Source organism: Hyphomonas atlantica corrig. (assembly GCF_017795365.1).
Taxonomy (GTDB): domain Bacteria; phylum Pseudomonadota; class Alphaproteobacteria; order Caulobacterales; family Hyphomonadaceae; genus Hyphomonas; species Hyphomonas atlantica.
Genome location: NZ_CP051254.1, coordinates 1,119,986 through 1,145,875, shown reverse-complemented (window position 1 = coordinate 1,145,875; position 25,890 = coordinate 1,119,986). Strand labels below are relative to the sequence as shown.

Below are 25,890 nucleotides of genomic sequence, written 5' to 3'. Positions count from 1 at the left end.
GTGACGAAAAAAGCCGCCTGATGATGACCAGAAGGCCCATCAGGCGGCGAAGTGTGTCTTGCATTGAAATCGGGACGCTCAGGCCCGGTCCGCACCAGACCGAACGGCGCGCTTAAGGTCAAATAAAGCTTCCGTCATGGGCAACGCTGTCAGGCCCGTCTCCAGGTCGAGCCGCCTGCCCCATCCATGATCTCGATACCTTCGGCAGCAAGTTCATCGCGAATGCGATCTGCCTCTGCCCAATCCTTTGCCGCGCGAGCATCAATCCGGGCCTGAACAAGCGCATCAATTCGCGCCTTGTCGTCATCATCGCCGCCCTGTTCCCAGCTTGCCGGCGTCATCGTCAGCAGGCCGAGAAAAGCCCCTGCATCCAGCAGGTTGGCGCGCGCTGTCGCCATGGCGTCAACATCGCCTTTGTCGGCAGCAGTGTTCGCTTCCCCTGCCAGACGGGAAAGGGACGCTAACGCCTCCGGCGTATTCAGGTCATCACACAGCGCATCAAACACGCCGCGGTCATCGATCTCTCCGCCTTCAGCGGCCCAGACCCGGCGAAGTGCGCCATAGATGCGGTCGAGTGTCGTCTTTGCCTGCTTCAGCAGGTCTTCGGTCCAATCCAGGGGCGCGCGATAATGCCCGCTCAACATCGCCAAGCGCAGCACCTCGCCCGGCCATTTCTGGAGCAGGTCGTGAACCAGGACGACATTGCCGAGAGACTTCGACATCTTCTCGCCGCCCATGTCGAGGAAGCCATTGTGCAACCAGTAATTCGCCATCACCTCGCCGTGCGCACATTCGGATTGGGCAATCTCGTTCTCATGATGAGGGAATTGCAAATCAATCCCGCCGCCATGAATGTCGATCGTCTTGCCAAGATGTTTCGCGGCCATGGCCGAGCATTCGATATGCCAGCCGGGGCGTCCCCTGCCCCACGGGCTATCCCAGATCGCGTCTTCCGGCTCGCCGGGCTTGGCGAACTTCCAGAGGGCAAAATCTGCCGGATCGCGCTTGTCCGCATCGACCGCAACCCGCGCGCCGGCTTCATTGTCTTCCAGCTTGCGACCTGACAGCTTGCCATAGTCGGACATGGTCTTGACGGAGAACCAGACGCCTTCCTTGCCGACATAGGCATAGCCCTTGCGAACAAGCTTTTCGATCATGTCGATCATCTCGCCGACATGCTGCGTCGCCCACGGCTCGATGCTCGGAGGCAGAACGTTCAGCGCCGTCGTGTCAGCATTGTAGATGTCCGCGAATTTCCGGGTGATCTCCGCAATCGGCTGACCGCTCTCCTGGCTCGCCTTGATGATCTTGTCTTCGATGTCGGTGATGTTGCGTGCATAGACGACAGCTTCCTCACCATACACCCGCATCAGCAGACGCCGCAGCGTGTCAAATACGATGGGCGGGCGCGCATTGCCGATATGGGCGTAGTTGTAGACGGTTGGCCCGCAGACATACATCGTGACCCGGGCCGGATCCTGCGGCTCGAATACGCGCTTTTCACGCGCGGCGGTGTCATAAAGGCGGATTGTCATGGTCTTATGGCTCGATTTCGAAAGTCTGAGGAATGCGCTGGCTTCGGGAATATATGGCCAGCCCTAATGGCGCGTTGAGGCGTCAACAGCAACAGCAGCAGGCAGAACAGCGGTGAAATCGGATCGTTTTCATCCGCGAGCCAGTATCATTGACGTACAAAAAAGCCAAGAAATGACTCATCCACTGGCGCAACGTCACCGTAGAAAGGGCTGGAAACAGGGCATTCACGCCCTTATGTTCCTCATATCGCCCTGAGGGTATCAACTCCGGGCGGGCGTTAAGTCCGGGCAGGGGAGCAAGATGAACGCGCTTTCCCAGACCAAGCCTCGGCTCGACCCCCGTCCCTCAGTCGAAGGAAACTTCAATCATGGCAATGGACGCCATCACTCCCAATAAAGACAAGGCACGCGCTGAGCCTGTGAAGCGCCCCACCGTTCAGGAAGCTGAAGAGGCCGTTCGCACGCTCATTGCATGGGCTGGCGACGATCCACAGCGAGAAGGCCTGCTTGATACGCCAAAACGCGTGGTCAATGCCTACAAGGAATGGTTCTCCGGCTATGACGAAGACCCGGTAAAGTACCTGTCACGCACCTTTGAAGACGTGCAGGGCTATGACGACATCGTCATGCTGCGCAGCATTGACGTGGAAAGCCATTGCGAACACCACATGGCGCCTTTCCTCGGCAAGGCTTACGTGGCTTACATGCCATCGGCAGCCGTTGTGGGTATTTCCAAACTGGCACGTGTCGTGGAGATCTTTTCCAAACGCCTGCAGACACAGGAAACCATGACAGCGCAAATCTGTGATGCGATCACCGAAAGCCTGGCCCCTATGGGCACGGCTGTCCTGATTGATGCCGTCCACGAATGCATGTCCACGCGCGGCGTTCACCACAAGGATGTCAGCACGATCACCACGCAATTCACGGGCGTGTTCAAATCTGATGCAGACCTGCGCAACCGCTTCCTGCGCATGGCTGGCAAGGGCTGAGCCGCATCTTCATCGAAACAGGAAAGCCCTGACCGGATGGTTGGGGCTTTTCTTTATGGGGCCTCTTGAAGCCTAGCCCGCTCCAGCCAACCGACAATATCGGCCACAACCTTGTCCGTGCCCGGCTCATCAACGATCCAGTGCGCGTTATCCTTGTACTCCAGGAAGTCTCCGGCGACGGGGCTCTTGGCGTATTTCTCGCCGACCTTCCGAACTCCCTTGGCAGGCGTGGCGCGGTCAGCTCCTGCCGCGATGGTCAGTGTAGGAATCTTGATCAGGGATTCGTCAATCTCAATGCCATCGGATATGTCGCCATAAACCTTGCCCGAGTCATACAGGGCACTTGCATAGATTTCCGCATGCCGACGACGCGCAACCTTGTTGAGCACGCCATACCGGAAGCCTGACTGCCAAATCTTGTACCCCTTGGTGCGGTCACGTCCGATCAGGATATTCAGGAAAGTATACGCAACCGACAGCGTCACCACAGCGCAATCCTTGGGCTGCGCAGGCGTAAGGAACACCGCCTGACTGACAAGCCCCTCCTCTGCCAGGCACTGCGCAATGAGACCGCCCATCGAATGGCCAATTACCGCGGGCGGCGCACCCGTCTCGTCCGCCATCGCGCGCGCTTTGTCAGCCATTGCCGAGACATAATCATCCAGGCCAAGTTCCGCGAGCGATTCAGGTGGGTTCTCGGGAACGCGGCGTTCCGGAAAAAGGGTTGGCGCTTCGCAGAGCCAGCCAGCCGCCTCAAAGCCGGGCCGCATGCGATCCCAAATCTCTCCGCCGCACCCGATACCATGGATCATCAACAGGGATTTTGTCATCAGGGCGCCCTTCAGGTCTGCTGGTCTCTAGCCTTGGGTTTCCTTGTGACCCGGAACCGGTTCGCACCAGGTCCGAAACCGTTCGGCCACTTCGGAGTACACCATCCGCTTGAAAGGTACGACCATGGACGGAACTTCCTCAAGACGTGCCCAGCGCCATGCATCGAATTCCGGCGTGTGCCGGTCCAGGCGCACATCACTGTCAGAGCCCTTGAAGCGCAACGCGAACCATTTCTGCCGCTGCCCGATATAAGGCCCCGGCAAGCGCTTTTTCACGTCATGTGGAAAGTCATAGTAGAGCCAGTCGGATGTCTCTTCGAGAACGTCTACGAGCTTGTCGGGAATTCCGACTTCTTCTTCGAGTTCTCGTAGCGCCCCAACAAGCGGTGTTTCGCCCTTGTCGATCCCGCCCTGCGGCATCTGCCATTGGAAAGCCCCACGGCCATTTATCCTGCGGCCAATGAAAACATGCCCCGCCTTTGAAAACACGGCGAGGCCGACATTCGGCCGATACAGGTCTGGATCAGGTATTGTTACGCTCACCCTTCAGGGTTTAGCGGAGCCTGCATCAGGCTTCCAGTCTTCACCGGCTGCAGCGCGTCATTTTCTGCAGACTTTTCAGCGGTCAGCGCTGAGACAGGGGCAAGAAGAACGCCGCGATTCTGCAGATCCTTCGTCCAATCCTTCGCGATCTCGATGGTTAGCGGGTAGGCATACCCTGCCCCCATCGAACCGCCGCTTTCCTTGGCCAGTGTTTCCAGACCAAGCAACTCATTGCGGATATCATCCGCGTTCATTTTGGCGTCGATCGTGCTGGTTGCACGCGCATATTTCAGATTCGTCTGGCCAGCTGCCGTGTCAAATGCACCACCAGAGAAGCTGCCATCTTCTATCAGCGCGACACCGCGATCCTTGAGAATGTCCAGAACCGAGTTCACCGCGCCTGTGTCTTCTGCAAACTTGGCACCCTGATAGTTGATAATGCCGAAATAGCCGCTTGCACGGCTGAGCAAACGCTCAAGCCGCGGAATATTTCGCGTACCATCATCATTTGCCAACAGCGTCTGCGGGTGCATCTTCATACGCCCGTACTCAAATGCCTCCATCGGCACTTCGATCAGGACTTCATGGCCCTTCTCGCGCGCTTGATTGACCCAATATTGGAGGTTCCCGGCGTCCGGCGCGAAAGACAACGTCACTTCAGGCGGAAGCTCGTTGATCGCGGCTTTCGTGTGTGTGGCATTGATGCCGAGCCCGCCGATGACGAGCGCGACAACCGGCTGGTTGCCCGGATTGGCAAAGGGGCGCGCGTACACGTCTGATGGTGCCCGGCCCTCAGCAGAGATACGCGGCAGGGTCAGCCCGTTCACGCGCTCTGACAGACCGGAAATTGGCGCGGGGTCGAGCGACGTGATCCGGGTTATTTCCCCATAGGACTCGCCCGGCCGCACCAGGGTGCCGTTGATGCGAATGCCTGCACCCGCTGAATCTTCATCGCCCTGACCTGTTGGTTGGGCCTCGGCAGCCAAAACCGGCGCCTCGCTGTATTCCACGCCCAGTGTGGGTTGCATGCCGATGGTGTCGTCATCCGCCAGAACGACCGTCGCCGCAACGCCGGTCGGCGTTTCCGATTTAAGGCGCGTTTTCAGATTGGCTTGCGACCCCTGACTTGTCTCGAACAGGGCAAGCACCTCACGAGGGCCTGAATTTGCCGGATTGCCGGAATAATGGATCACAGCGCCAAGGCTGGCGGCGATGCCTCCGAACACGAGCAGGCTCAATCCGGTATGAGTCAGACCCGAACGCAATGGAGACGGGTCGGCATCCCTGCGGCTAGCCATTCATGGACCTCATTAATCAGATTGGTGCATTCCGAACGAACAGAATTGCATCCAACTGGTTAACAGGTTGCAAAGATCTCGTTAACCAGCTCGGCGAACTGCACTGGCGGTAACAGTGCCTTCGTTCAACATTTCCACAGCTCTTTTCAGCTGATAGTCCTCACCATCCCAGTCTTCAGGCGGCTGTTCGTCCGGCATGGAGATGTCCTGGCGAGCCTCGCCATCTTCATTGGCGAGCGCATGCGGAAGGTCTGCTTCCGACCAGCGCTTGATGCGGGCAAGCTCTTCTTCGGTCAGGCGTGATTGCGTGATCTCGATATCCGGATCAATGCCAAGCGCCTGAATCGAGCGACCGGCCGGCGTGTAATAGCGCGCCGTGGTGAGGCGAACTGCGCCACGATCTGCGCCAAGCGGGATGACTGTCTGCACTGAGCCTTTGCCGAAACTGGTTGTGCCAATCACGGTCGCGCGATTGCGATCTTGTAGTGCGCCAGCGACGATCTCTGACGCAGACGCTGACCCACCATTGATCAGCACGATCATTGGCGTGCCTTTGAAGACTTCGCCAGACCGGGCATTATAGCGCTCCATATCCGAGATACGGCGACCTTGTGTGGACACGACCTCACCGCCTGACAAGAACATGTCAGACACGGAAACAGCCTGATCGAGCAGCCCGCCGCCATTATTGCGCAGGTCAAGAATCAAGCCACGCGGACGCGAGCCAGTCTCCTTGGCAATTTCCTCAATCGACTCTTCCAGCAGCAGTGTCGTGCGCTCATTGAACGTCGAAATGCGGATATAGCCGATGTCGTTTTCCTGCATCTTCCAGGTGACGGATTTCTGCTGGATAACTTCGCGGGTGAGCGTCACATCGAATGGGTCAACACCTTCGCGAAGGATGGTGATGTCGATATCGGTCCCCTTCTCACCGCGCATTTCCTTCACGGCATCATTCAGGGTCTGTCCAATGATCGGCGCGCCATTGATGGCTGTGATCAGATCGCCCGGCTGAATTCCAGCCCGGCTGGCTGGCGTATCATCCATCGGCGAGATCACCTTCACAAAGCCATCTTCCATCGTGACTTCAATGCCGAGCCCGCCATATTCCCCGCTGGTCTGCACCTGCATGGAGCGGAAATCATCGGGATCGAGATAGCTTGAATGCGGGTCAAGCGAGGTCAGCATGCCATTGATGGCGGCTTTCATCGCGGCCTTCTCGTCAATCTCGGTCACATAGTCCTGACGGGCGCGGGCCAGTATTTCAGCGAACAGGTCCAGCTGTTGATACGTGATCATCCGTGGGTCTTCCGCACGGTCTTCCGGCGACGCAAAGGCAGAGAACCCGACAGCTGCGCCACCCAATACGACACCGAGGGCAGCCCCCGTCAGTAGTGAACGCATATTGAAGTCCTCCATAATCCTTTGACCTTAGCTCCGGCCTGGTAACCAGTCTGCCGGATTCATCACCTTGTCGCCAAGCCTTAATTCCATATTCAATTCGGGAACGGGGTCTGCGCGGTCGGGCATCCGGCCCACGGGCTCGCCTGCAGAAACGCCTTGGCCTTCAGTGACATAGATCCGGCTCATACCTGTAAGAATAACATGGTAGCCGTCACTCGTCCGCAAAATTAACATTGATCCATACGTCCGGAACGGGCGGGCATATTCCACTGTACCGCCTACAGGCGCGACGACTTGCGCATTGGCCCGCGTGGCGAAAGCCACCCATTCCGATTTTCCGCCAGTCGGCAGTTTTTCCCCAAACGCCCTTGCCAGCTGCCCCGCGACTGGCGGCTTGAGCGCGCCCAACACCGCCTTCCCAAGCGGTCGCGTAGAAGGTGAGCGCTGGATGGAAGAGGAAGACTGGCGCGACGAAGGCGAGTTGGAGACGAGGCGTGGCCGCAATTCAGGTTTCACACCGGGCGCAGACGGGGCCTGGGCCTCGAGCGACTCCAGCAAGGATCGCAGATCCTGCTCCTTCGCGCCGATTTCCGCCGCCCGGGCCTTTAGTGCAGCAATGTCTCCCGACAAGTCTTCGAAATTGCCGCGCTTGGCTGCGGCCAGCCGCTCGATCTCGACTTGTTTCAGCGCAAGGGTGGCCTCCGCTGCTTCCAGTCTCGCCTTTTCGCCCCGGATACGCCGCTCCAGTTCGTTCAGCCATTCGATTTCGTTTGCTAGTTCTTCTGATTGGGAGGCAAGACGCGGCGTCGTTTCGCTCATCAGAATGGCACGGCGCACAGCGGTATTTGCCTTATTGGGGGATACAATCAGCGCAGGTGGCTTGCGCCTGTTCGATGCGGCGAGCGCGGCAAGCAGGTCTTCAAGTGCCTGCCGGTTCTCAAGCAATTTCATTTGCGCCGACACACGCCGCGTCCCGAGATCGATCAGGGATTTTTCGGCACTCGAAGCCTGTTCTTCCCGGCGCTGGGATTCCATTGCCGCCGCGATCAGCTGCGTATCAATATTCTTGATGTCGCTGAGGGCTGTCTCGCCAGCGCTTTCGAGCGCCTCCAGCTTGCGCTCTGCCGCAACGCGCTCAGCTTCCAGCGCGTCGAGCTCTTCACGCGAAAACGTCTCCGGCATCGCCGCCGTCAGGGCGAACGCAGAAAACAGGAACACAAGAGACCGGCACGTCGCGCGCATCCTGCCCTTATCGCAGCTGGTCATGACTTCAATATTAACCAAGTTGCCTCAACGCTGCCTCGATTGCTGTCAACTCATCCGACACCAAAGCGCAATGGACGGCGTAGTCAGATGGATCAAAGGCTGGCGCAACTTCCAGGAAATGCCGGATCAGGATCACGCAAGTGTTCGCGTCTCCCACGATAGACGCCGCGCGGTCCCCCGCCCCTCCGTGAAGCACATCATTTCGATAGGCCGCCAGTCTCAAGACCGCTTCGATCTGGCGCGCCGTTGTCGGCAATTGTTCCGGCGGCAGCAGAAACTCGTCAGAGCGAGCGCGGCGCAGCAACAGTTTCAAAGGCGCCACCTTCGTCGGCGACTTCAGGTCCAGCGTGTCGGCATCGTTTGCCGTCTCATAGGCTGACAGCGCCGCGATGGCTGCGCATTTCAGCGCAGTAACAAGACCGACGCTCACCCAACGCCAGCGCTCCGGGTCGCGCTCGACCTCGGCCACTTCCCGCCTCGCCAGTTTCAGCGCCTCCAAGGCACCTGCCAGAGCTGGCGTGATCTTGTCAGCAGCCGCCACGCGAGGCGCCTATTCTGTGCCCACCGGGCTCATCGGCTCGTTTCGGAAATTCCAGCCTGTATCGGCTGCGATATAGGTGAACGCCGCGTACACAGCCACGTTCTGGCGAAACTCCTCGGCGTCGATCTTGTCGAAAGTGTCGTCTGGCGTGTGGTGATAGTCGAAATAGTCACGGCCGTCCTGACCGGGCGTTACGACTGGCACCCCTGCCCGGCGCAGCACGCCGATGTCCGGCCCGCCACCAGCGGCATTGTCACCTGGCGAAACACCCAGAGGCATCAGAACCTCTTTCATGATCGCCCCATAGGGCATAGCAGAGTCGCCAAAATTCGTCTGGAACCGCCAGATGCGCCCTGCCCCGAAATCGCTTTCAGCTGCCAGTACGTGCTGGTCGAGCTCCTCAGCATGCTGGCGGGCATATGCCGCGCCGCCGAACAGGCCGACCTCTTCCGAACCATAGAGAATCACACGGATCGTACGGCGCGGTTTGGTCGGCAGGTCCGCGATCAACTTTGCCGCACCGACAACGATGCCGCACCCGGCGCCATCATCCAGTGCACCTGTGCCCAGATCCCAGCTATCGAGGTGGCATCCGATCAGGACGATCTCGTCTTTCAGGTCCGTTCCCTCGATTTCAGCAATCACATTTCCTGACGGCGCAGCATCGGCATACTCCACCCCGATATCCAGATTCACCGAGACAGGCCCCCGCGCGAGCAGGCGGGTCAGCTGGTCTGCATCCGGGCCGGAAAGCGCGGCTGCCGGTAGATCGCCAAGCGCGCCCTCGCGTGACATGCCGCCGGTATGGGGCATGCGACGCGGTTGGGTTCCCACAGACCGGATAAGACACGCGACACCGCCCTTTTCAGCCGCAGCCTTGGCGCAACCGCTACGCTTGCGCACGGCCAGCCCATAGCCCGCTCCATTCTGCGTCTTGTACATATGCTCGTCTATGAACGCGATCTTGCCTTTGATGGTGGCAGGGTCAGCGGCCTGCAGCTCCGCGAGCGATTCAAAACGCACAAGTTCCGCTTCCAGTCCGCCTTGCGGCGTCGCGCGGCTGCCGCCCAAGGCCGTGATGACGAGATCCTGTGCATTTGGCCCGGTAACGCGCGCACTTTCCCGCGTCCGTGCCCAGTACGGAATGGTGAAGTCTTCCACGCGCACAGCGTCAAAGCCCAGCTCCTTGAGTTCATTGATCGACCAGACACGCGCCCGCGCCTCATCAGGCGATCCGGCGAGCCTGGCGCCGATCTCCGTGGTCAGATCCTCGACGAATTTCAGGCCGACGTCATCCTGAAGGCCGGCATCGATCAGGCCTTGCGTGGTCGCGGCAATGTCTTCCGGAAGCGCAACGTCCTGCGCCAGTGATGCCTGCCCACACAGTATCCACGCGCTCGCAAGCACACTCGCAATTGCCCTGCGGTTCTTCATCGCTTTCCTCCTGCCAGTCCCACGTTGCATGAAGCTTACAAGGCAAGACGGCGCGATGAACACCCCTCTCCTAGAGTTGGGCTGCAATATGCAGCACGATCTCCATGGCGGGCCGGTCCTTGTAACTCTCTTCGCGCAGAACAGCGCGGACCGAGCGATCGGTGTCCACGAAGAAGATCGCCGGGTGCGGCACGCCATAGTAGCGAGAACCGGGAGTCATCCCCTCATTGAGGAGGTTAAAGTCCTTGATGGCCTGAGACTCCGGATCGGATGCGAATTCATAAGAAAGGCCATGCTTTTCCGAGAACTCAGCCAGCAACTCGGAATCATCATAGGAAACTGCCACGAGCGGCCATCCTAGCTCAGACAATTCCCCTGCAATTTCGTCGATCTGCTTCAGTTGTTTCTGGCAATAAGGACACCAGTCTACCGACCGGACAAACACAATTGCGGCGCCCTTCTCTCCCATCAGTTCAGGCAGGTCAGCAATGACCCCATCCGCGCGAACCAGTTCGACATGCGGAACAGTCTGACCGATGGCGAGGCCGACATCCGGCGTGGGGATGGCAGGCGCAGTCGCGCTTTCCTCTGCGTGCATCTCGACAGTTTCGCGCGCGCTTGCGGGTAAGGCGGTCAAAGCGATTGCGAGGCTGGGCAGAATTGTACGGATCATGGGGCGTCTCCTGAAATCTCCGATGAGGCTTAAGCGCCCGGAACGCCGCTGGCGAGACGAAATGCCCTCACCTCACAGAGGCTTGATCAGGCGTGAGCGCGACGCGCCCGCCACTCATCGGCCGTTTGTCCGTAGACATCCCACATCATGCCTTCGAAAGGTGGCGGAGTCTTTTCCTTGCGCAGATACCGGCTGCCAAGGCGTTCTGCCACGCGGATGGAGCCCACATTCTCCGGCAGGATTGTGTGAATGATTTCGGTCCAGCCGAGGATATCGACCACATAGTCCATCGCGGCCGACGCGCCCTCAGTGGCGTAGCCCTTCCCCCAAGCCAAGCGCGCAAGCCCCCAGCCAATCTCGGTACCGGGCCATCCAGCCGGACGCCACGGCCCGAGCCTGCCAACCCATGCACCTGTCGACTTCTCGATCACAGAGAACATGGAGAACCCTTCGATCGTCCACGCGCCCGCCATGCCGCAGACTGACCGCCAGGTCAGTTCAGGCCCCTGAACGCCGCCGAGGTGCGCCATGACTTCTGGATCGGAATGAAAGGCATTCCAGGCAGGTAGATCTTCTTTGGCCGGAGGTCGCAGGACGAGACGTTCCGTCTCCAGGATTGGACCAATCGCCATGACAATCTCCCTCTGCGGCACAATGAAAAAAAAGCCCCGCCTTGCAGGCGGGGCCTCATCTAAATGCGTTACGCCGATCTGACTAGTCGCGGCCCGACATGATGGCGAGCAGGAACTGGAACATGTTCACGAAATCCAGGTACAGGCTGAGTGCACCGAAAGTGGTGGCAACGGCCATTGCGCGGGCATTGCCGGCAATCTGGAAGTACATGTTCTTCAGGCGTTGCGTGTCGTAGGCGGTGAGGCCAGCAAATACGAGCAGACCGACCACGGAAATCACCATGTGGAACATGCTCGACTTGAAGATGAACATGTTCAGGACCGACGCCACGATCACGCCAATGACGCCCATGATCAGGAATACGCCGAGTCCGGAAAGGTCACGTTTGGTTGTGTAGCCGTAGAGCGACAGGCCCCCGAACGCGATGGCCGTGGTCAGGAAAGCCTTTGACACGATCAACATGCCGTCCGGCTGGCGCGCGTACACATAGACGATAGCGCCCATGCCGACACCAATCAGCGAGACGACCGACCAGTAGACGAGATTGGCCGCCGTCGGCGACGGATTCTTCATCACAAAGCCGGACAGAAGCAGGATTGCCAGCGGGGCAAACATGATGACAAGGCCGATCGGCCCGGTCAGAAGTGTGAGGGTGACGCTTTCCGGTACGAGCGCACCGAAGGCATAGGCCAGCGCCGCAGTCAGCAGCAGGCCGAGCGCCATCTTGTTGTAGACGCCCAGCATGAAGCTGCGCAGGCCCTCATTGACCGACATGTCCATCGTCTGGCCAGTCGGCCCCGGCGAATAGGCACGATTAAAGTCATTCATAGGTAGATTACCCTTTCTGTGTGATCGGCGGGGATTTCCCCGCCAAACTTGCTGTGAATATGGGTGAGACCAGCGATTTTCGCAAGCTGAACCGGTAGATGACCCGAACGGGCTTTTCAGGCCTGCAAAGTCCCACCACACATCAAAAGGCCAGCGTAATTGGCAGAAACTGCTAGTAATTGATACTGTTTGATTGATTTCCGCCTCATCAAAGCTTCAAACGAGTAGTATTCGCTATTTAGTGCTGCTCTCAACTTCGTGTTGTCCATTGACTTGGTTTTGACCAAGGTTAATTTTCGTGTTCTGGCGCATTTCCAACAGTGGGGGCGCTTAGAATGAAGGGGACGTAAATGGCAGACGCATCAGAATATGCCGAAAATATCAAGAAATATGCGAACGGTTACAATCAGGCCGCCGCTGAAAAAATCGTGGGACGTTTGGGAATTGCTCTTCGCAATCGGGATAGCTCGATTGTGGCGTGCAGCGACTCCGGTGAACTGGACCGCATCCGGGAAAAGTGGTGCCGTGGCAAGCTGGGGCTGCCGCACACACAGGGCGAGTTGGACGACGCGATCAAGGCTGTTTGCGACAAGATGAGCGCTGAAGGCGGAAACAAATCCCGCGTCACGTTCTACTACCTGCTGGCCGAACATTTCGGCAAGCTGGACGCATTGGCCGGCTGATACTGCCGACAATCAATCTTCCTGGAAGCCCGGCCCGCGCGCCGGGTTTTCTTTTTGCGCAGAACAGGCTTCAACCCAGTCATGTATAGATTGTTTGCTGCCATTGCCGTCCCGGACCAGCTCCATCCCGGCTTGATGGAAACTCAGACCGGGCTTTCCGGCGCGAGCTGGCGACCGGAAGAAAATTTCCACATCACGCTCCGCTTTTTCGGAGACGTCTCGCATACGGACGCACGGGATCTCGACGAGCTGCTCGCCGCCATCTCTTGTTCGCCGTTTGAATTGTCCCTCGAAGGCATGGGCTGGTTTGGACGCAGGGAACCATCAGCGGTCTGGGCCCGTGTGCGAGAAAGTGATCCCTTGCGCGCGCTCTCTGCCAAGTGCGATCAGGCGGCACGGCGTCTCGGCCTGCCATTGGATCGTCACCCGTTCACGCCCCACGTGACCCTTGCCTATCTGCACGGCACACCACTGGACGAGACCCGCGTCTGGGTCGAACGCCACCACGCCTATCGCAGCGGATCCTTCTGGGTAGAAGGCTTCCACCTCTACTCCAGCCACATGGGCAACGGCCCCAGCCGATATGTCGCGGAAGCTGACTACATACTGGAGTGACCCTGCGTCGCAGCGACTGACATAGATTAGTGCAGCCAAGAAAGTTCCTGATATGTTCTCGCATCAACAGGAGCAGGATCATGGCGCGCCGTACCCTCATTCAGAAGCTGGAAATTCTCGCAGACGCGGCAAAGTACGACGCGTCATGCGCATCATCCGGATCAAGGAAACGAAACTCGGTTGGCACGAACGGGATTGGCTCAACAGAAGGCATGGGGATTTGCCACTCCTATGCCCCTGATGGTCGTTGCATATCACTGCTGAAAATACTGCTGACGAATTTTTGCATCTTCGACTGCCGCTACTGCATCAATCGGTCGTCTTCGAACGTACAACGCGAGCGGTTTTCCGTTAAAGAAGTCGTCAAACTGACCCTCGACTTCTACAAACGCAACTATATTGAAGGGCTCTTTCTCTCCTCCGGAATTATCCGTTCGCCGAATTACACAATGGAGCAATTGCTGGAGGTGGCCCGCAGCCTTCGCGAGGATCATGGCTTTCGCGGCTACATCCACTTGAAAACGATCGCCGAGGCAGATCCGGAACTGATCCGGCTGGCCGGCAAACATGCGGACCGATTGTCGGTGAATGTGGAGCTGCCATCCGAACAGGGACTGACGCACTACGCCCCGGAGAAAAGCGGACAGACCATTCGCAAGACGATGGCGGATATCCGCTATGAGATTGATAACGTAAAGGATGCGAAAGCCAGCCGTATCCTGAAACGCGCAAAACCTCCGGCGTTTGCGCCCGGTGGACAATCCACACAAATGATTGTCGGCGCAGATGCCTCCAGTGACGCCGACATTCTCAACTCCTCCGCCCGGCTCTATGCGGGCTATGGCCTGAAGCGCGTCTATTATTCCGCCTACAGCCCGGTTCCAGACGCCAGCGCGGACCTACCGCCCATCCGCCCTCCCCTGATCCGGGAACACCGGCTTTACCAGGCCGATTGGATGTTCCGTTTCTATGGGTTCACGACGGCGGAAATCACATCGGTTGCTGACAATGGCATGCTGGACCTCGACGTGGACCCGAAGCTCTCCTGGGCCCTGCGGAATCGCGGCCTGTTCCCGATGGATGTCAACCGGGCGAGCTATCAGGAGTTGCTACGCATACCGGGCCTGGGCCCAACCAGTGCCAAACGCATCGTCGCCGCGCGGCGCCACACGCGCCTGACTTTGGATGATCTTGGCCGGATCGTCCGCAGCCTGAAAACTGTTCGTCCCTTCATTACGGCATCCGGATGGTCACCCGGAAAGCTGACAGATACGGCGGACCTGAAGCAGCGATTCCTTCCAGCGCCCAAGCAGCTGGACCTGTTCACATGATCGCCGCCGAGTTGGAACATGAAACGGATTTCGAAGGATGGCGACGACTCGCACGCGGCCTTCTAGCCGAAGCCATTGCTCCGGATGCGGTCGACTGGAAGATACAGGGCGCACCCAGCGATCTCTTGTCCGCTGCCACATTCCAAACATCCGCCGCCAAGCCGGCATCTCCGATGCGCGTTTCAAAGCGCTTCATAGATTTGGCGCGCCGCACCATTTGTCATACCGACCCGCAGCGATTTGCCCGTCTCTATCGTATTCTGTTCCGCCTGCAGGCGCGCACATTGCACATTGATCAGATAACAGACGATGACATTCGCTGGCTCATGTCCAGCGACAAGGCGGTACGCCGGGATATCCACAAGACCCATGCCTTTGTCCGGTTCCGGGAGACGGGAACCGATCCAGATGGTCGGGAGACCTTCGCGGCGTGGTTCGAGCCGACCCATCGCACGCTGGAGCTTAGCGCGCCCTTCTTCCAGCGCCGGTTTCCAAACATGGACTGGATTATCGTCACGCCGGACCGAACCGCCTGTTGGGATGGGCGCTCACTACGCTTCAGCGAGGGTGGCCAGCGATCCGACGTTCCGCCAGATGACGCCGTGGAGGACCAATGGCGCACCTATTTCCGCTCCATCTTCAATCCGGCGCGCTTGAAGATCAGTGCGATGACATCGGAAATGCCACGAAAGTACTGGAAGAATTTGCCGGAAGCGGATTTGATCCCCGAACTGATCGCGACGGCGCCGACCCGAGCCCGCTCCATGCAGGCTCAGCCGCTCCAAGCCCCCAATCCGCTGGCCACACATCTGGACCGCCAACGCGCCGCTCAAGCCGCCCCTGCCCCGACGCTGGAAACGTTCGCCGGAATCCGCTCGGCAATCTCTGCGTGCCAGCGGTGTCCGCTCTACAAGGACGCATCCCAAAGCGTGCCGGGCGAAGGGCCTGAAGACGCACGATTGATGATCGTGGGAGAGCAACCTGGCGATCAGGAAGACGTTGCCGGACGCCCCTTCATGGGGCCTGCCGGACAATTGCTCGACACGATGCTGGCCGAAGCCGGGCTGGACAGGGGCGCGGCCTATGTCACCAATGCCGTCAAGCATTTCAAATTCACGCCGCGCGGCAAGCGACGCATGCACCAGCGGCCAAATGCCGGAGAAATCGATACATGTCGCTGGTGGCTCGACCTGGAACGCCAGCAGGTTCAACCGGATCTGATCATTGCGCTTGGCGCAAGCGCTGCACGAGGCGTGCTCGGTCACTCAGTCAAAATATCAGATGTGCGCGGAAAAATTCAGCCCGTCCCCGGCGGGGCATCCTTGCTCGTGACGGTCCATCCCGCCTATCTCCTCCGCCTGCCAGACGCGGACCGCGCCCTGACCGAACGCCAACATTTCGCGCAGGATCTACTAATGGCACGCTCATTTCTGGACGGCGCCGTGAAGGGAACGAATTTCCGGGAAGAAAATGGTGCCGCTAAGGTGACTTGAACACCTGACCCCCGCATTACGAATGGGAACCAGACTATCCTACAATACCACAATAGCCAATGATATCAGCCCCTTAACCAATCACACACGACCGGGAAAAATCACTCAAACCCCATTCTGTTCCGGGTTTGCGTGTCAGTTGCGTGCCGGTAGCAGCGAACCTCTGGCACACCCGAAGACAACGCCAAGTTATAAAGCTCCCGCGTGGCCCGCTTACTGGCGGAAGCCGCGAACAATCCATCCTATCACGCTTCCCATTCCCCAGAACAATCCAGGACCTCCAAACACGAGTACCACGCCGAGAACAATTTGGTCCCGGAGCTCCCGATCGGCCAACTCCTTCCGCTCAAATGCGTCGTTCACCTCATCGTATGGTGAATCGCAGCGACTCAAATGTTCGAAGTATCTGTCATCCAAATCGAGTTGGGCGACGATGGTAGCTTTCTGCTCTTCAAGTGACGCGCACTTCGATTTCTGCTCGGCTGCTTTTCGATCTTGTTCGCGGTTCCGCCTTTTGCATGATTTGTACAAGTCGTCGAACAATCGATACGCCTCGCAGTCTTCTACGTAGCCGGTCTTCAATCCGCACGTGAACAGCGCAGATTCAATAGACTCCAATGATCGTTTTAACTGCTCAGACGCTTCCCAGCTCGCCCTCCACGATTTGCCTGTGGTATTATCCTTCAGATGTGAGGGTGGGTTCTCTTCAAAAAATGCATCATCAGTCGCACACTGTTCCTGTAGCTCACTATTTTCCTCGAAATCACGCATGAGTTGCACTTTGCGGCCAAACGATTGGTCCGCTTCGTAGCTGTAGGAAGCATATTCACCGACGGCCATGGTTGCGAAACCCGCACACCCCAAAAAAATCAATATGGTCGCAACAATGCGCAAGCGCATGATGCCATCTAGTTTGCGCGGAGCTCGCATTGTCTCTGACGGCTCCGATACTTTTTGGTGTGTGATTTTGTGCTCAGGTTCGGATTCAGACACTATTGGCTGAACGTTCGGCACAACTTCTACCGCTAACGGAACGGCATCAACCCGCTTTGCCAATTCGGACGCTTGTTCGATCTTTTTTTTGGACCGCCATTTTTTCAAGAGTTTGCCACTGAAGTGGACAACGCAAACGAAGACGATCGCCAAAGGAACAAAGATGCCTAAGTTGAAAGCCAGCATCTCAAAGAAATGCGAATCATCGAACATCGGGTCGATGCTCGAGCGAAGCACTCCTGAGAATACGATCCGCGATACTTCAACCGAAGCCACCACCAAAAGGCTATATCTCAGCGATAGGCGTTGCGTGAGGAACCAATAGAAAATGTAAAAAAATATCACTGTGCGCTCCAAAGCATCTCAACCAGTAAGGTATTAAAACCATTGGACAAACTTGAACATTGGGCTGGATGGCCATGAAGAATTCAAACCGTCAAGTTGAGGAATTTTGAAGGCCATTTTACCAGGCGCCCAAAGTCGCGGCTGTGGTCTAGGTGCTTCATACAAATACTTGGTCTATGGGAATTTCGCTTACGCCAGATCCAATGCTCGACACGCCTTAAGCATACCTTATAATACCATCGGAGATTTAACGGGGGAGAGATCAAATTGTCTTTGAGATGGCTAGCGTTTGGGATCCTGAGCTTTGCGGCTGCCTGCTCTTCAGGATATTCGCAATATTACACTGACTATTCACAGGGCATCGACTACATCGCGCCACCTTCAAAGGCGCCCGAGATCGTCAATGTTCCCGGCACACCGCAAGAAGTCGTGTATTCAATGTTCACCAACGGATACAAACTGATTGGCGAGTCGTCATTCAATGGTCCGTCCGAGGATACATCTGGTGCAATCGCACAAGCGAAGAAAGTTGGCGCAGAGTATGTCGTCCTGACATCTGAATATACCAACACAGTATCTGGCGCCGTTCCCCTGACCACAACTAAGACGATTACTTCAAACACCACTGGAACAGCGACTGCGTATGGAACCGGTGGAATGGCCACCGGATATTATAACGGCACAACCACCACCACTGTTCCGTCTACGACCTACATCCCTTATTCAACCAGACGATACGATCAAAACGCATTGTACTTCGCCCCGATGACGGAACCATGTTTGGGCGTTTTTCCGGAAGAGCTTAACGATACGGAAAAATCCGCTCTTGGCACGAACAAGGGTTTTCGCGTGGCAGCGGTTCGCAAAGGTAGTCCTGCGTACGATGCCGACATACTCCCGAACGACTACATTCTGGAAGTGAATGGCAGACCAATCACCGACGCACCGCCGCCCAGTGCGGTGGAAAATGCTGAGCTTCTTATCGTGCGCAGAGTCGGAAGCCGTTCGGAACGGCTCATGATTTCACTCGTGACCGGGACCGGATGTACTCCCCTCACTGACGGATAAACTTATTGGATATACAGATCGGTGCCGCACCTACTGAAACTCAATCCGCTCAAGCCAGTTCCGTTCGACCCACTTGATGCCAAGGGACCAATTCCAAATTTCTGCCTGGTCCCGGCTCGCGGGAAATCAGAGCGGCGTCATACTGAGCGCTGGGGAATCCAATTGTCTATTCTTGCTGTGACGCTGGCTCAATTTACAAATAGCGCGGACAGTCAAGATACTCCATGAAGCCAACATCTCTATCTACAGTGCGACAGAGCTCCTAGATCAAGATCTGGACGACAATAGAATGCTCCTTCTGGATACGTTGTGTGAGTTCTGCGGGTGATTGCAATGTTGGTAATTTGGCGCCATGGGGCTGATTCTCGACCTACTTTCGCTTTAAAAGGATTATGCAATTGAAATACAAATTCTCGTTGGTCCTTACTTTGGGGCTCTTTGCACTAAACATTCCGCACGCGCTCGCCCAATGGCAGACGGGCATCGAGAAGGAAATCCAGCCCGGTGAGTATATGACTTTCCTGGGAGAACGGGATGGCTGGCGTTTCTGGGTCGGCCAAAACAAGTATTCCACGACCTGCTTCGCCATCAAGAACAATCTGGACGGTGACTATCCTGAACCCTTTGCCGCAGACTATTTCTACGGTGACGATGCGTACGCCGTTATCCGCTACGACGACACGAGCTTGGAGTACAATATCCCCCCATCTTGGGACATTGCTACACGTCACAAGGCGTCTGTTCGCGATGAATACCGGTTCGAGGGCGAAAAGTTCATGCGGTCCTTTTACTCAGAAAAGGAACAATCTTTCGAAACCCTGGACGGCAAGGTCATCGAGTACAGCAAGTTTGGGTATGAGTACCCGAATATCAAAGTGGGCGCTTTCTCTGCAGAGGGAAAAGTAGATTTCACGGGTGCAGCCAACGCCGCACAATCAGTGAAAGATTGCATGACTGAACGAGCGCACCAATAAATTAGTCGAGCCCCCCCCTCCCACAAAGCAGGAATTCAACATCTGAAACTTTGAGATGCCTAACAATATAGAGGCGCGACCCATCTCTGCTTGATATCTATAGTGTTTCGGCAATGCGGCATTTGGATCTGGAATTCTTCGGTCGCTGGACCGGGCGTCGATATTGTCCTCAGGACCACCTTGGATTTCCGTACCCTTATTCCCGGCTGATGGGGTTCAACGATTATGAGCTTTGCTGTCGCAACACAGGTACGGGGCATGGCGAATGCTGCAAACTTCATGCACTTCGCTTGAACGTATTGACCCTCAAGGCAGTACTTCGCGAAGCGGAACGCCCGACGCAAAATTGGTTACCGCCATCCACCGACCCCCATTGTCTCGTTTCTGAATTTCGCCCCCCCCAACGATCATAGAGATTCGTGACCGGTTGCGGCTTCACTTAAATCTTTAATTGTTCCCCGGGTCCTACGGCGGCATAGATCTCAACTGCCCACCCTACTACTACTTCACGAGATTCCACACGGCTAAACATTTGGGAGAACTATTGGTGACACGGCGATTTTCAAGCCTCGGGGTTGTTGATCTGGAGCGCCACGCGAAAAATCATCCCGAGGATGTCCTAGAAATCATCGAAGAACTTAAAAGCTACAGAACGACCAGGGCTGCGAGACGGCTTCTGAGTGAACTTGAATCTTCCCAGATGGTTGCTCCGAAGAGGAGTGCCCCAAAGAAGAATGCCGAGAAGAAGCGACGGGTCATCCAGAAAGACCTGTTCAATCGTAACAAACCTACACCTACCAATAGAAAGCGTGCGCGTCCCGGAAACTGGCAAACCATTTTCGACTATCCAGCTACGGATGAGCAAGAAGCAGCCGTCGACCTGTTCGTTTCAAAACAATCAATGAAGATCTCTGCGTTCGCCGGTGCGGGAAAAACGTCGACTTTAAAGTTTCTGGCCGCAACAGCCCCAAAAGAGCGCGGCCTCTATCTGGCATTTAACAAGTCGATTGCCTCCGAGGCCAAGCAGTCGTTCCGTGGAAATGTAGAATGCCGTACCACTCACTCCGCAGCCCTTCGCGATGTCCGACCACGTTTTCCCTTGTCTCGTGACAAATGGTTCAACTCCATCAACGCAAAGCAACTGGCATCGGCCTGGGAGCTTGAAGACTATAGAGCTGGCCCAATCACCCTGAAGCCAGACATGATTGCCTACCTGACATTGGTCGCTGTCAGGCAGTTCTGTCAGTCAGAGCATGATCAGCTTGCTCCCGAGCACGTCCAACTTCTCGGACGGGCGCTTGGTCTTCCACCAGAGCGAAAAGTGGAACTGAACAATTATATCTTCTCACAGGCCGAAGTCTTGTGGGATCAAATGCTCAGTGAAGATAGCGACATACCGCTCGGACACGACGGCTACCTGAAGCTATGGTCGCTCATGGAACCCAAATTTGCGTTCGACTATGTCCTGCTCGATGAAGCGCAAGATACCAATCCAGCGGTTCTGTCAGTTCTCAAGAACCAGGACTGCCAGGTCATTTATGTCGGAGACAAGCACCAGCAAATCTACGAATGGCGAGGTGCCGTGAATGCCATGGCGGAAATTGACGCGCAGCATGAAGCCCATCTGACAACATCGTTTCGGTTTGGACCAGCCCTAGCTGCGGAAGCCAACAGAGTGCTCCATGCCATGGGCGAGACCCAGAAGCTCAAAGGCTTTGGCAAGGTCCAGACAGAAATTAAATCTTTCGGAGACGCTCGAACGGTCCTGACCCGATCCAACGCGATGCTGTTCAAAGAAGTACTTGAAGCACTCAACGAAGAACGACGTCCACATGTGGTGGGCGGATCCGATCAGATGAAATCGCTGCTCCGTGATGTGGATGCGTTGCAGAACGGCAAACCTGGCGCGCAGCCGGAATTCTTCGGGTTCTACAATTGGAATGAGGTTCTGGAATTTGTCGAAGAGCCCGAAGGGGAAGCCCTGCTGCCATTCGTGACCCTTGTTCAATCCGTTGGCCGGGGCGCGCTTTGGCGCGCAGTCTTGTCGTGCATAGAGGATGAAGCCGACGCAGACCTGGTCATCTCGACCGCCCACAAAGCCAAAGGGCGCGAATGGGATAGCGTTCGGATTGCCGAAGATTTTTCGCTGAGCAGCACCAAGAATGAACGCATTCCATATTCAGAGGCCCGTCTTTTCTATGTGGCCATGACACGCGCGAAGCGCCGGCTGGTGGTCGATCCCGTTCTCGTGTCAGCCTTCTCCGGCAATCTGGCTCCCGATCAGGATTTGGCAACGTCTCAGGCTTTGGCCTGAATCAACACTCAGAATGGGTTACCTATCGCTCTTCCGATGTCCCGACTATCACTGGAGGATTTTTAGAATCTAACGCAAATGTTGGGATTGCTACACGTTTGAGCGACGACTGTTCCGAAAAATGTGATCGCACCATTTCCCGTACATCTTCAGCCAAGGGACGAAGCTGACTATACTGACGTTCGGCTTCTGATAGGAAGCCAAAATATGCAGAAAAATGTGGATCTGCCCAACAGGCACTTTCCGGTTTCCCGCCACGTGACTTGACAGCAGCTCGATAGGAAAAAACCTCAAACCTATCTACTTCACCCAGAATTTCTGGCTTATCTGCCAGATACACTTCCAGTACACGTACATCTTGAAAAAAACTAAAGAAAAAATCAGCATATTCATTTTCTAGACTATAATCATGTGACGATTCGAGCAGGTCAACTTCCTCTTGGAATACAGCCCCGTCTTCAACCAAGTATCGATCCAGAGCTCTAGGAACGCTGACCCAACAAAATGGCTCCGGATACTTCGTCATAAAGTCCTCGATATCGATCGAATCTCTGTTCATATACAGGAACTTTTTTAGCGGCGAATCTGGAGCTTCCAAAAATATTGCTCGCGATTCAGGAAGCGGCTGGCCACGCAAATTGGGAAGCTCATTCCCCCCCCAACAATCTAGTCCAATCGCGGGGTCGAACGCGTTACCATCATGGTACATGTGACCTCGATCTGTTGGAAAGACATTGCAACCACCCCCATACCCCACGAGATAACTGCCGTTGATCCGATCAAGTTCACCAAAGTGCGTTTTGACGATCACTTTGCGCGCCTCATCAAAGCTATCCCCAAATCCACGCTCGACTATGTAGCCCGTAAGACCGCCTTCATCATGCAAAAAGGTGATCGCATAGTTCAGGTAATTGTACTGAAGCTCACCATTGCGACCAAGTCTATATGGCGCTCCAAACGTTTGCCTTACAAACTCCAAACTCGTTCCAGCCTGCAACACTGTCAGATCTACGATCTCTGTCGAAGCTGCCTCCCCTGGCATGGAATCGTCAGCCTCAGTTGCTTTAGACGATCGCCGGAGCTCACCATCGTTTATCACAGGCGAACCTGTCCCTGTGCTGCTCGTAGGTTTGTAAATCTGCACGTAAAGGGTAACACCAGCAATAATGGCGCACACAACCGTAGCCCAATCACCAACACTCAAATAAAGTAGAGTTAACTTTCTTTTCTTTCCCATATAAGAACGCTCACCTGTCGCCCCACTTACCTGAGCAATAGAAAACACTGCTTTTCAGAGACTGAAAACCCCTCTCAGATGACCGAAACTTGCCCGATCACCACCCATCTGAAATTTCACCCTTGGCCCGTTTAGTCCCCACATTGCGCCAGTGGCTAAACCAGATCTTTATACAAACGCTCCGTATTGCGCCGGGTAGTCCTTGACCACACGGCTCCGGGACGAGCTTCAACTTCGGGCTCGCGGTCGAGCCATTGCGGAGAAGAACCTTCTTCCATCGTGTCGAGGTCAGAATCCTCGTCCAGACATCGCGCCACCATTGCAAAATGCGCACCCAGACTCTTTTGCAAGCTACCGTTCATCCGCAACATGGAGAAAATTTGTCCGTGGCGGACATGCTACCTCCGACCGTCTTGCAAAGCTTACATTTTCCCCATCAGCTTCAATCGCTATTTTGTAATCTGGCAAGTGCTGTTGGTCCTGCAAGTTTTTCAGCAGAAATCGGAACTGCTTTATCGGACTTCGCGCACCGGTCTTCTTGTATAGCAATCTCAACCCAACTCGCCATTCATCCTGCACGCCACAATGCTTGCGCGCAATTTCGTACAACCGACGCTCGATCGGCTTTCGTAGCCGGAAATAGTCGGGATGCATGCTCAGCACTTCGTTCGCCGTCACGGCATTGAACAGCCAGTCCGACAGGGTGATGCGCAACTCCTGTACTCGGCCTTCACTGCCACCCCCATGTTCGAAGCGCTTCACATACGCGCTTTCCACAAGGCCGAACCAGGATTCCTGCTTCTCCCCGCCCGTGCGGATGGATGTCTTCAGGCGTGTACCCGTCAATCGATCAAGCGCGGCTTCAAGCTGTTCATAATCCCCTCCCCCAGTGTGCCGGTTCGCGAAGACCAGAAAGGACCGTGCGCTGAGACGTAGTTCACAGCTGATGGGATCGCCCCGGTTCTTTGCCGCCATGAGCTGACTGATGGCAAAAATCAGAATGTCCTTGTCGTAGATTGTCGCCATGCCTTTGACGCTCGGCGTCACCGTCAGGCGTTTGTCGCCATTAACATATTCCCGCACGCTCAGATCCGGCTTTTTGGAAAGCGAAAAGACCGGATGCTCCATGCTAGCGATATCATTCTTCAACACGCAGTCGGCGATATCGCATATGAACAAATCCTGCTGCGGGTGCCGGACCGGCAGCAAGCTCGTTTCGTTCGGGTTTTCAGAAACCATCGCCCAGTATTCGGGTTTTCAGAAACCTTGTCGCGTTTCGGGTTATCAGAAACCGGAAGTCTGTCGAAGGGGTTGTGTCCAATCAGTGACAGAGGCTGGGGATAAATTGTCCGCCAATTCGGGTTTTCAGAGACCGATATTCGGGTTATCAAAAACCGAAATTCGGGTTATCAGAAACCATCCGCATAAAGTTGTTGTGCATAACCAGCGGTTCCACGTCCGGTTCCACGCCCTTAACTCTTACTAACAAAGACTAACTCTTGTTATTGGCGCTGTGGATTGTGGGGATAACTCGTCAAATTCAAGCCTGCATCCCTTGCGCAGTCTGGATTTTGCAAAAATCCGTATACTGTGGATAAAATGTGGATAAGTATTATGAAGAATGCGTCTGGCTTTGCCAGACAAAAGGAATGCGCTCTCGCGCATGAAGGATTTCACGCCCCTCAGCCCTGACGGGCTTCGCCCCGTGGCCACCCACTCCTGGCTATTGAAGGGGATAAGGGGCAAGCCGATGGCGGTCGGTGCCCAGGACTTTGGCGCTGAGGCTGCCTCGACAGCCCGTAGGAGCTGTTTCCAAGGCTGGAACAGGCCGGCACACACCAGTCCAACAAAAACCGCTCATTTTCAGTTTTACTCAGCCCGTTTCGCTGATTGGTTGAGCGAATGGGCAAACGCTTTTATTCTGGAAGCCATGGGACAGAGGGCCGCGCCGTGAAGCGAAACGTCATCCGATTTAATCCGCAGGACAACAGGCGCAAACGGCCAAGTCCGCCACCGCCCGGCAAGAAGACACCGCAACCGCGCTTTCGCAGCCTGCTCCCTGCCCTGTCGATTCTCCTGCTTTTGTTCGCCCTGGGACTTGGCGTCTACTGGATGCCCGAAAGCTCGCCAGAAAATGTCACCATATCGGGCTCCCGTCTTTCCGGGGTCGCCTCGGTGGTGGATGGCGACACGATTGATATCCATGACCAGCGCATTCGCCTCAGTGGGTTTGATGCGCCGGAACGCGGGCGCCGATGCGGCAAAACCAACGTCTATCAGAAGGCCTCGCTCTATCTTTCCGACTATATTCAGCAGCAGACCGTGACGTGCGATGTAACGGGCAAGAATGGCGACCGCCTTGTTGCCACCTGTTATGTCCGCGACAAGGACCTGGGTGAAGTCATGGTCGCCAGTGGCTGGGCCCGCGACTGGCCGCGATACAGCCAGCGCGCCTATGCCGATGAAGAAGCAAATGCCCGCCGGTCCAGGGCCGGCATCTGGGGACTTTCCTGTCCGGACAACCTCTGGGGCAATCGCAACTACAACTGAGCGGCCCTGAAGCTGCTCCGGCTCCACCAGAAAGCATCGGGGCCGCGATGCCCCTTCCCGTCTGCCGCCATCGCCTGGCGGGTCACTATGTCAGCCGCCGCCCCGCCCCAAGGCACGGGCTGCGCCCTCTTCGGCCTTGGCCCGGCCCGACGCCCGCCATGGCCGTGCCCCAGCGATGGCTGGCTCCGGAAAAGCACGGGAGGCGTTACGAGGGCGATACCTCAAATCATCAAACGAACTCGTGCGGCATATTTTCTTGGGCAAATCGGATTTTTTTATTGACCATTTATTATATTTGCACTATTACTTG

Annotated in this window: 23 protein-coding genes; 9 read left to right on the top strand and 14 right to left on the bottom strand. The window is 56.3% G+C overall.

Annotated elements, in window-relative coordinates:
* Nucleotides 1–149: 149 nt before the first annotated feature.
* Nucleotides 150–1,535: a cysteine--tRNA ligase gene (gene cysS, locus HF931_RS05780; RefSeq protein ID WP_273242373.1), complete on the bottom strand. Its 1,386-nt coding sequence runs from the start codon at nt 1,533–1,535 to the stop codon at nt 150–152.
* 374 nt (nt 1,536–1,909) lie between these two features.
* Here cysS and folE point away from each other — a divergent pair, with 374 nt between their 5' ends.
* Entirely contained in the window at nt 1,910–2,527 is a 618-nt protein-coding gene (gene folE / locus HF931_RS05775; protein ID WP_035548292.1) for a GTP cyclohydrolase I FolE, read from the top strand.
* Between the two features lie 53 nt (nt 2,528–2,580).
* Here folE and HF931_RS05770 read toward each other — a convergent pair whose 3' ends face one another.
* From HF931_RS05770 to HF931_RS05725, 10 genes are all read right to left on the bottom strand, one after another.
* On the bottom strand, nt 2,581–3,357 hold the full coding sequence (locus HF931_RS05770; protein WP_273242371.1) for an alpha/beta hydrolase: 777 nt from the start codon (nt 3,355–3,357) through the stop codon (nt 2,581–2,583).
* A gap of 27 nt (nt 3,358–3,384) precedes the next feature.
* Nucleotides 3,385–3,900 carry an RNA pyrophosphohydrolase gene (locus tag HF931_RS05765; protein WP_035547556.1) on the bottom strand — a complete coding sequence of 172 codons (516 nt, stop codon included), beginning with the start codon at nt 3,898–3,900 and terminating at the stop codon, nt 3,385–3,387.
* The gene (locus HF931_RS05760) at nt 3,897–5,198 is read right to left on the bottom strand and encodes a divergent polysaccharide deacetylase family protein (protein ID WP_273242369.1); all 1,302 of its coding nucleotides are present in this window, start codon (nt 5,196–5,198) and stop codon (nt 3,897–3,899) included. The genes HF931_RS05765 and HF931_RS05760 overlap by 4 nt, the downstream gene beginning before the upstream one ends.
* Nucleotides 5,199–5,279: 81 nt before the next feature.
* The gene (locus HF931_RS05755) at nt 5,280–6,602 is read right to left on the bottom strand and encodes a S41 family peptidase (protein WP_273242367.1); all 1,323 of its coding nucleotides are present in this window, start codon (nt 6,600–6,602) and stop codon (nt 5,280–5,282) included.
* 27 nt (nt 6,603–6,629) lie between these two features.
* Entirely contained in the window at nt 6,630–7,868 is a 1,239-nt protein-coding gene (locus HF931_RS05750; RefSeq protein ID WP_273242365.1) for a murein hydrolase activator EnvC family protein, read from the bottom strand.
* Between the two features lie 10 nt (nt 7,869–7,878).
* The gene (locus HF931_RS05745) at nt 7,879–8,409 is read right to left on the bottom strand and encodes a hypothetical protein (RefSeq protein ID WP_273242364.1); all 531 of its coding nucleotides are present in this window, start codon (nt 8,407–8,409) and stop codon (nt 7,879–7,881) included.
* Nucleotides 8,410–8,418: 9 nt separating this feature from the next.
* Nucleotides 8,419–9,843, bottom strand: a complete 1,425-nt coding sequence (locus HF931_RS05740) for a M28 family peptidase (protein WP_273242363.1) — start codon at nt 9,841–9,843, stop codon at nt 8,419–8,421.
* Nucleotides 9,844–9,913: 70 nt separating this feature from the next.
* Nucleotides 9,914–10,516: a peroxiredoxin family protein gene (locus HF931_RS05735; RefSeq protein ID WP_273242361.1), complete on the bottom strand. Its 603-nt coding sequence runs from the start codon at nt 10,514–10,516 to the stop codon at nt 9,914–9,916.
* 86 nt (nt 10,517–10,602) lie between these two features.
* Nucleotides 10,603–11,148 carry a GNAT family N-acetyltransferase gene (locus tag HF931_RS05730; protein ID WP_273242360.1) on the bottom strand — a complete coding sequence of 182 codons (546 nt, stop codon included), beginning with the start codon at nt 11,146–11,148 and terminating at the stop codon, nt 10,603–10,605.
* A gap of 82 nt (nt 11,149–11,230) precedes the next feature.
* Complete coding sequence (locus HF931_RS05725; protein WP_035547567.1) at nt 11,231–11,977, bottom strand: Bax inhibitor-1/YccA family protein; 747 nt, start codon at nt 11,975–11,977, stop codon at nt 11,231–11,233.
* Nucleotides 11,978–12,327: 350 nt separating this feature from the next.
* Here HF931_RS05725 and HF931_RS05720 point away from each other — a divergent pair, with 350 nt between their 5' ends.
* From HF931_RS05720 to HF931_RS05705, 4 genes are all read left to right on the top strand, one after another.
* Entirely contained in the window at nt 12,328–12,660 is a 333-nt protein-coding gene (locus tag HF931_RS05720) for a DUF2853 family protein (RefSeq protein ID WP_035547570.1), read from the top strand.
* 81 nt (nt 12,661–12,741) lie between these two features.
* Nucleotides 12,742–13,275: an RNA 2',3'-cyclic phosphodiesterase gene (gene thpR / locus HF931_RS05715; RefSeq protein WP_273242358.1), complete on the top strand. Its 534-nt coding sequence runs from the start codon at nt 12,742–12,744 to the stop codon at nt 13,273–13,275.
* Between the two features lie 80 nt (nt 13,276–13,355).
* Nucleotides 13,356–14,606, top strand: a complete 1,251-nt coding sequence (locus tag HF931_RS05710) for a putative DNA modification/repair radical SAM protein (protein ID WP_273242356.1) — start codon at nt 13,356–13,358, stop codon at nt 14,604–14,606.
* Nucleotides 14,603–16,099, top strand: coding sequence for a UdgX family uracil-DNA binding protein (locus HF931_RS05705; protein WP_273242354.1), 1,497 nt, complete (start codon nt 14,603–14,605; stop codon nt 16,097–16,099). Before HF931_RS05710 ends, HF931_RS05705 begins: the two co-directional genes overlap by 4 nt.
* Nucleotides 16,100–16,312: 213 nt before the next feature.
* Here the strand turns inward: HF931_RS05705 and HF931_RS05700 are convergent, their stop codons facing one another.
* On the bottom strand, nt 16,313–17,437 hold the full coding sequence (locus HF931_RS05700) for an AAA family ATPase (protein ID WP_273242352.1): 1,125 nt from the start codon (nt 17,435–17,437) through the stop codon (nt 16,313–16,315).
* Nucleotides 17,438–17,704: 267 nt separating this feature from the next.
* Between HF931_RS05700 and HF931_RS05695 the strand changes: the two genes are divergently transcribed.
* The 3 genes from HF931_RS05695 (at nt 17,705) to HF931_RS05685 (ending at nt 21,793) form a co-directional block, all read left to right on the top strand.
* Entirely contained in the window at nt 17,705–18,505 is an 801-nt protein-coding gene (locus HF931_RS05695) for a PDZ domain-containing protein (RefSeq protein WP_273242350.1), read from the top strand.
* Nucleotides 18,506–18,903: 398 nt separating this feature from the next.
* Complete coding sequence (locus HF931_RS05690; RefSeq protein ID WP_273242349.1) at nt 18,904–19,479, top strand: hypothetical protein; 576 nt, start codon at nt 18,904–18,906, stop codon at nt 19,477–19,479.
* A 700-nt stretch (nt 19,480–20,179) separates the two neighbouring features.
* Entirely contained in the window at nt 20,180–21,793 is a 1,614-nt protein-coding gene (locus HF931_RS05685; protein ID WP_273242347.1) for a UvrD-helicase domain-containing protein, read from the top strand.
* A 22-nt stretch (nt 21,794–21,815) separates the two neighbouring features.
* On the opposite strand, the gene HF931_RS05680 is transcribed toward HF931_RS05685, so the two are convergent.
* Together HF931_RS05680 and HF931_RS05675 are read right to left on the bottom strand one after the other, a co-directional pair.
* A complete protein-coding gene (locus HF931_RS05680; RefSeq protein WP_273242345.1) occupies nt 21,816–23,030 on the bottom strand; it encodes a hypothetical protein in 1,215 nt (404 codons plus the stop codon).
* Between the two features lie 351 nt (nt 23,031–23,381).
* Complete coding sequence (locus HF931_RS05675) at nt 23,382–24,269, bottom strand: replication initiator protein A (protein ID WP_273242343.1); 888 nt, start codon at nt 24,267–24,269, stop codon at nt 23,382–23,384.
* 663 nt (nt 24,270–24,932) lie between these two features.
* Between HF931_RS05675 and HF931_RS05670 the strand changes: the two genes are divergently transcribed.
* The gene (locus tag HF931_RS05670) at nt 24,933–25,580 is read left to right on the top strand and encodes a thermonuclease family protein (protein WP_273242341.1); all 648 of its coding nucleotides are present in this window, start codon (nt 24,933–24,935) and stop codon (nt 25,578–25,580) included.
* Nucleotides 25,581–25,890 lie beyond the last annotated feature (310 nt).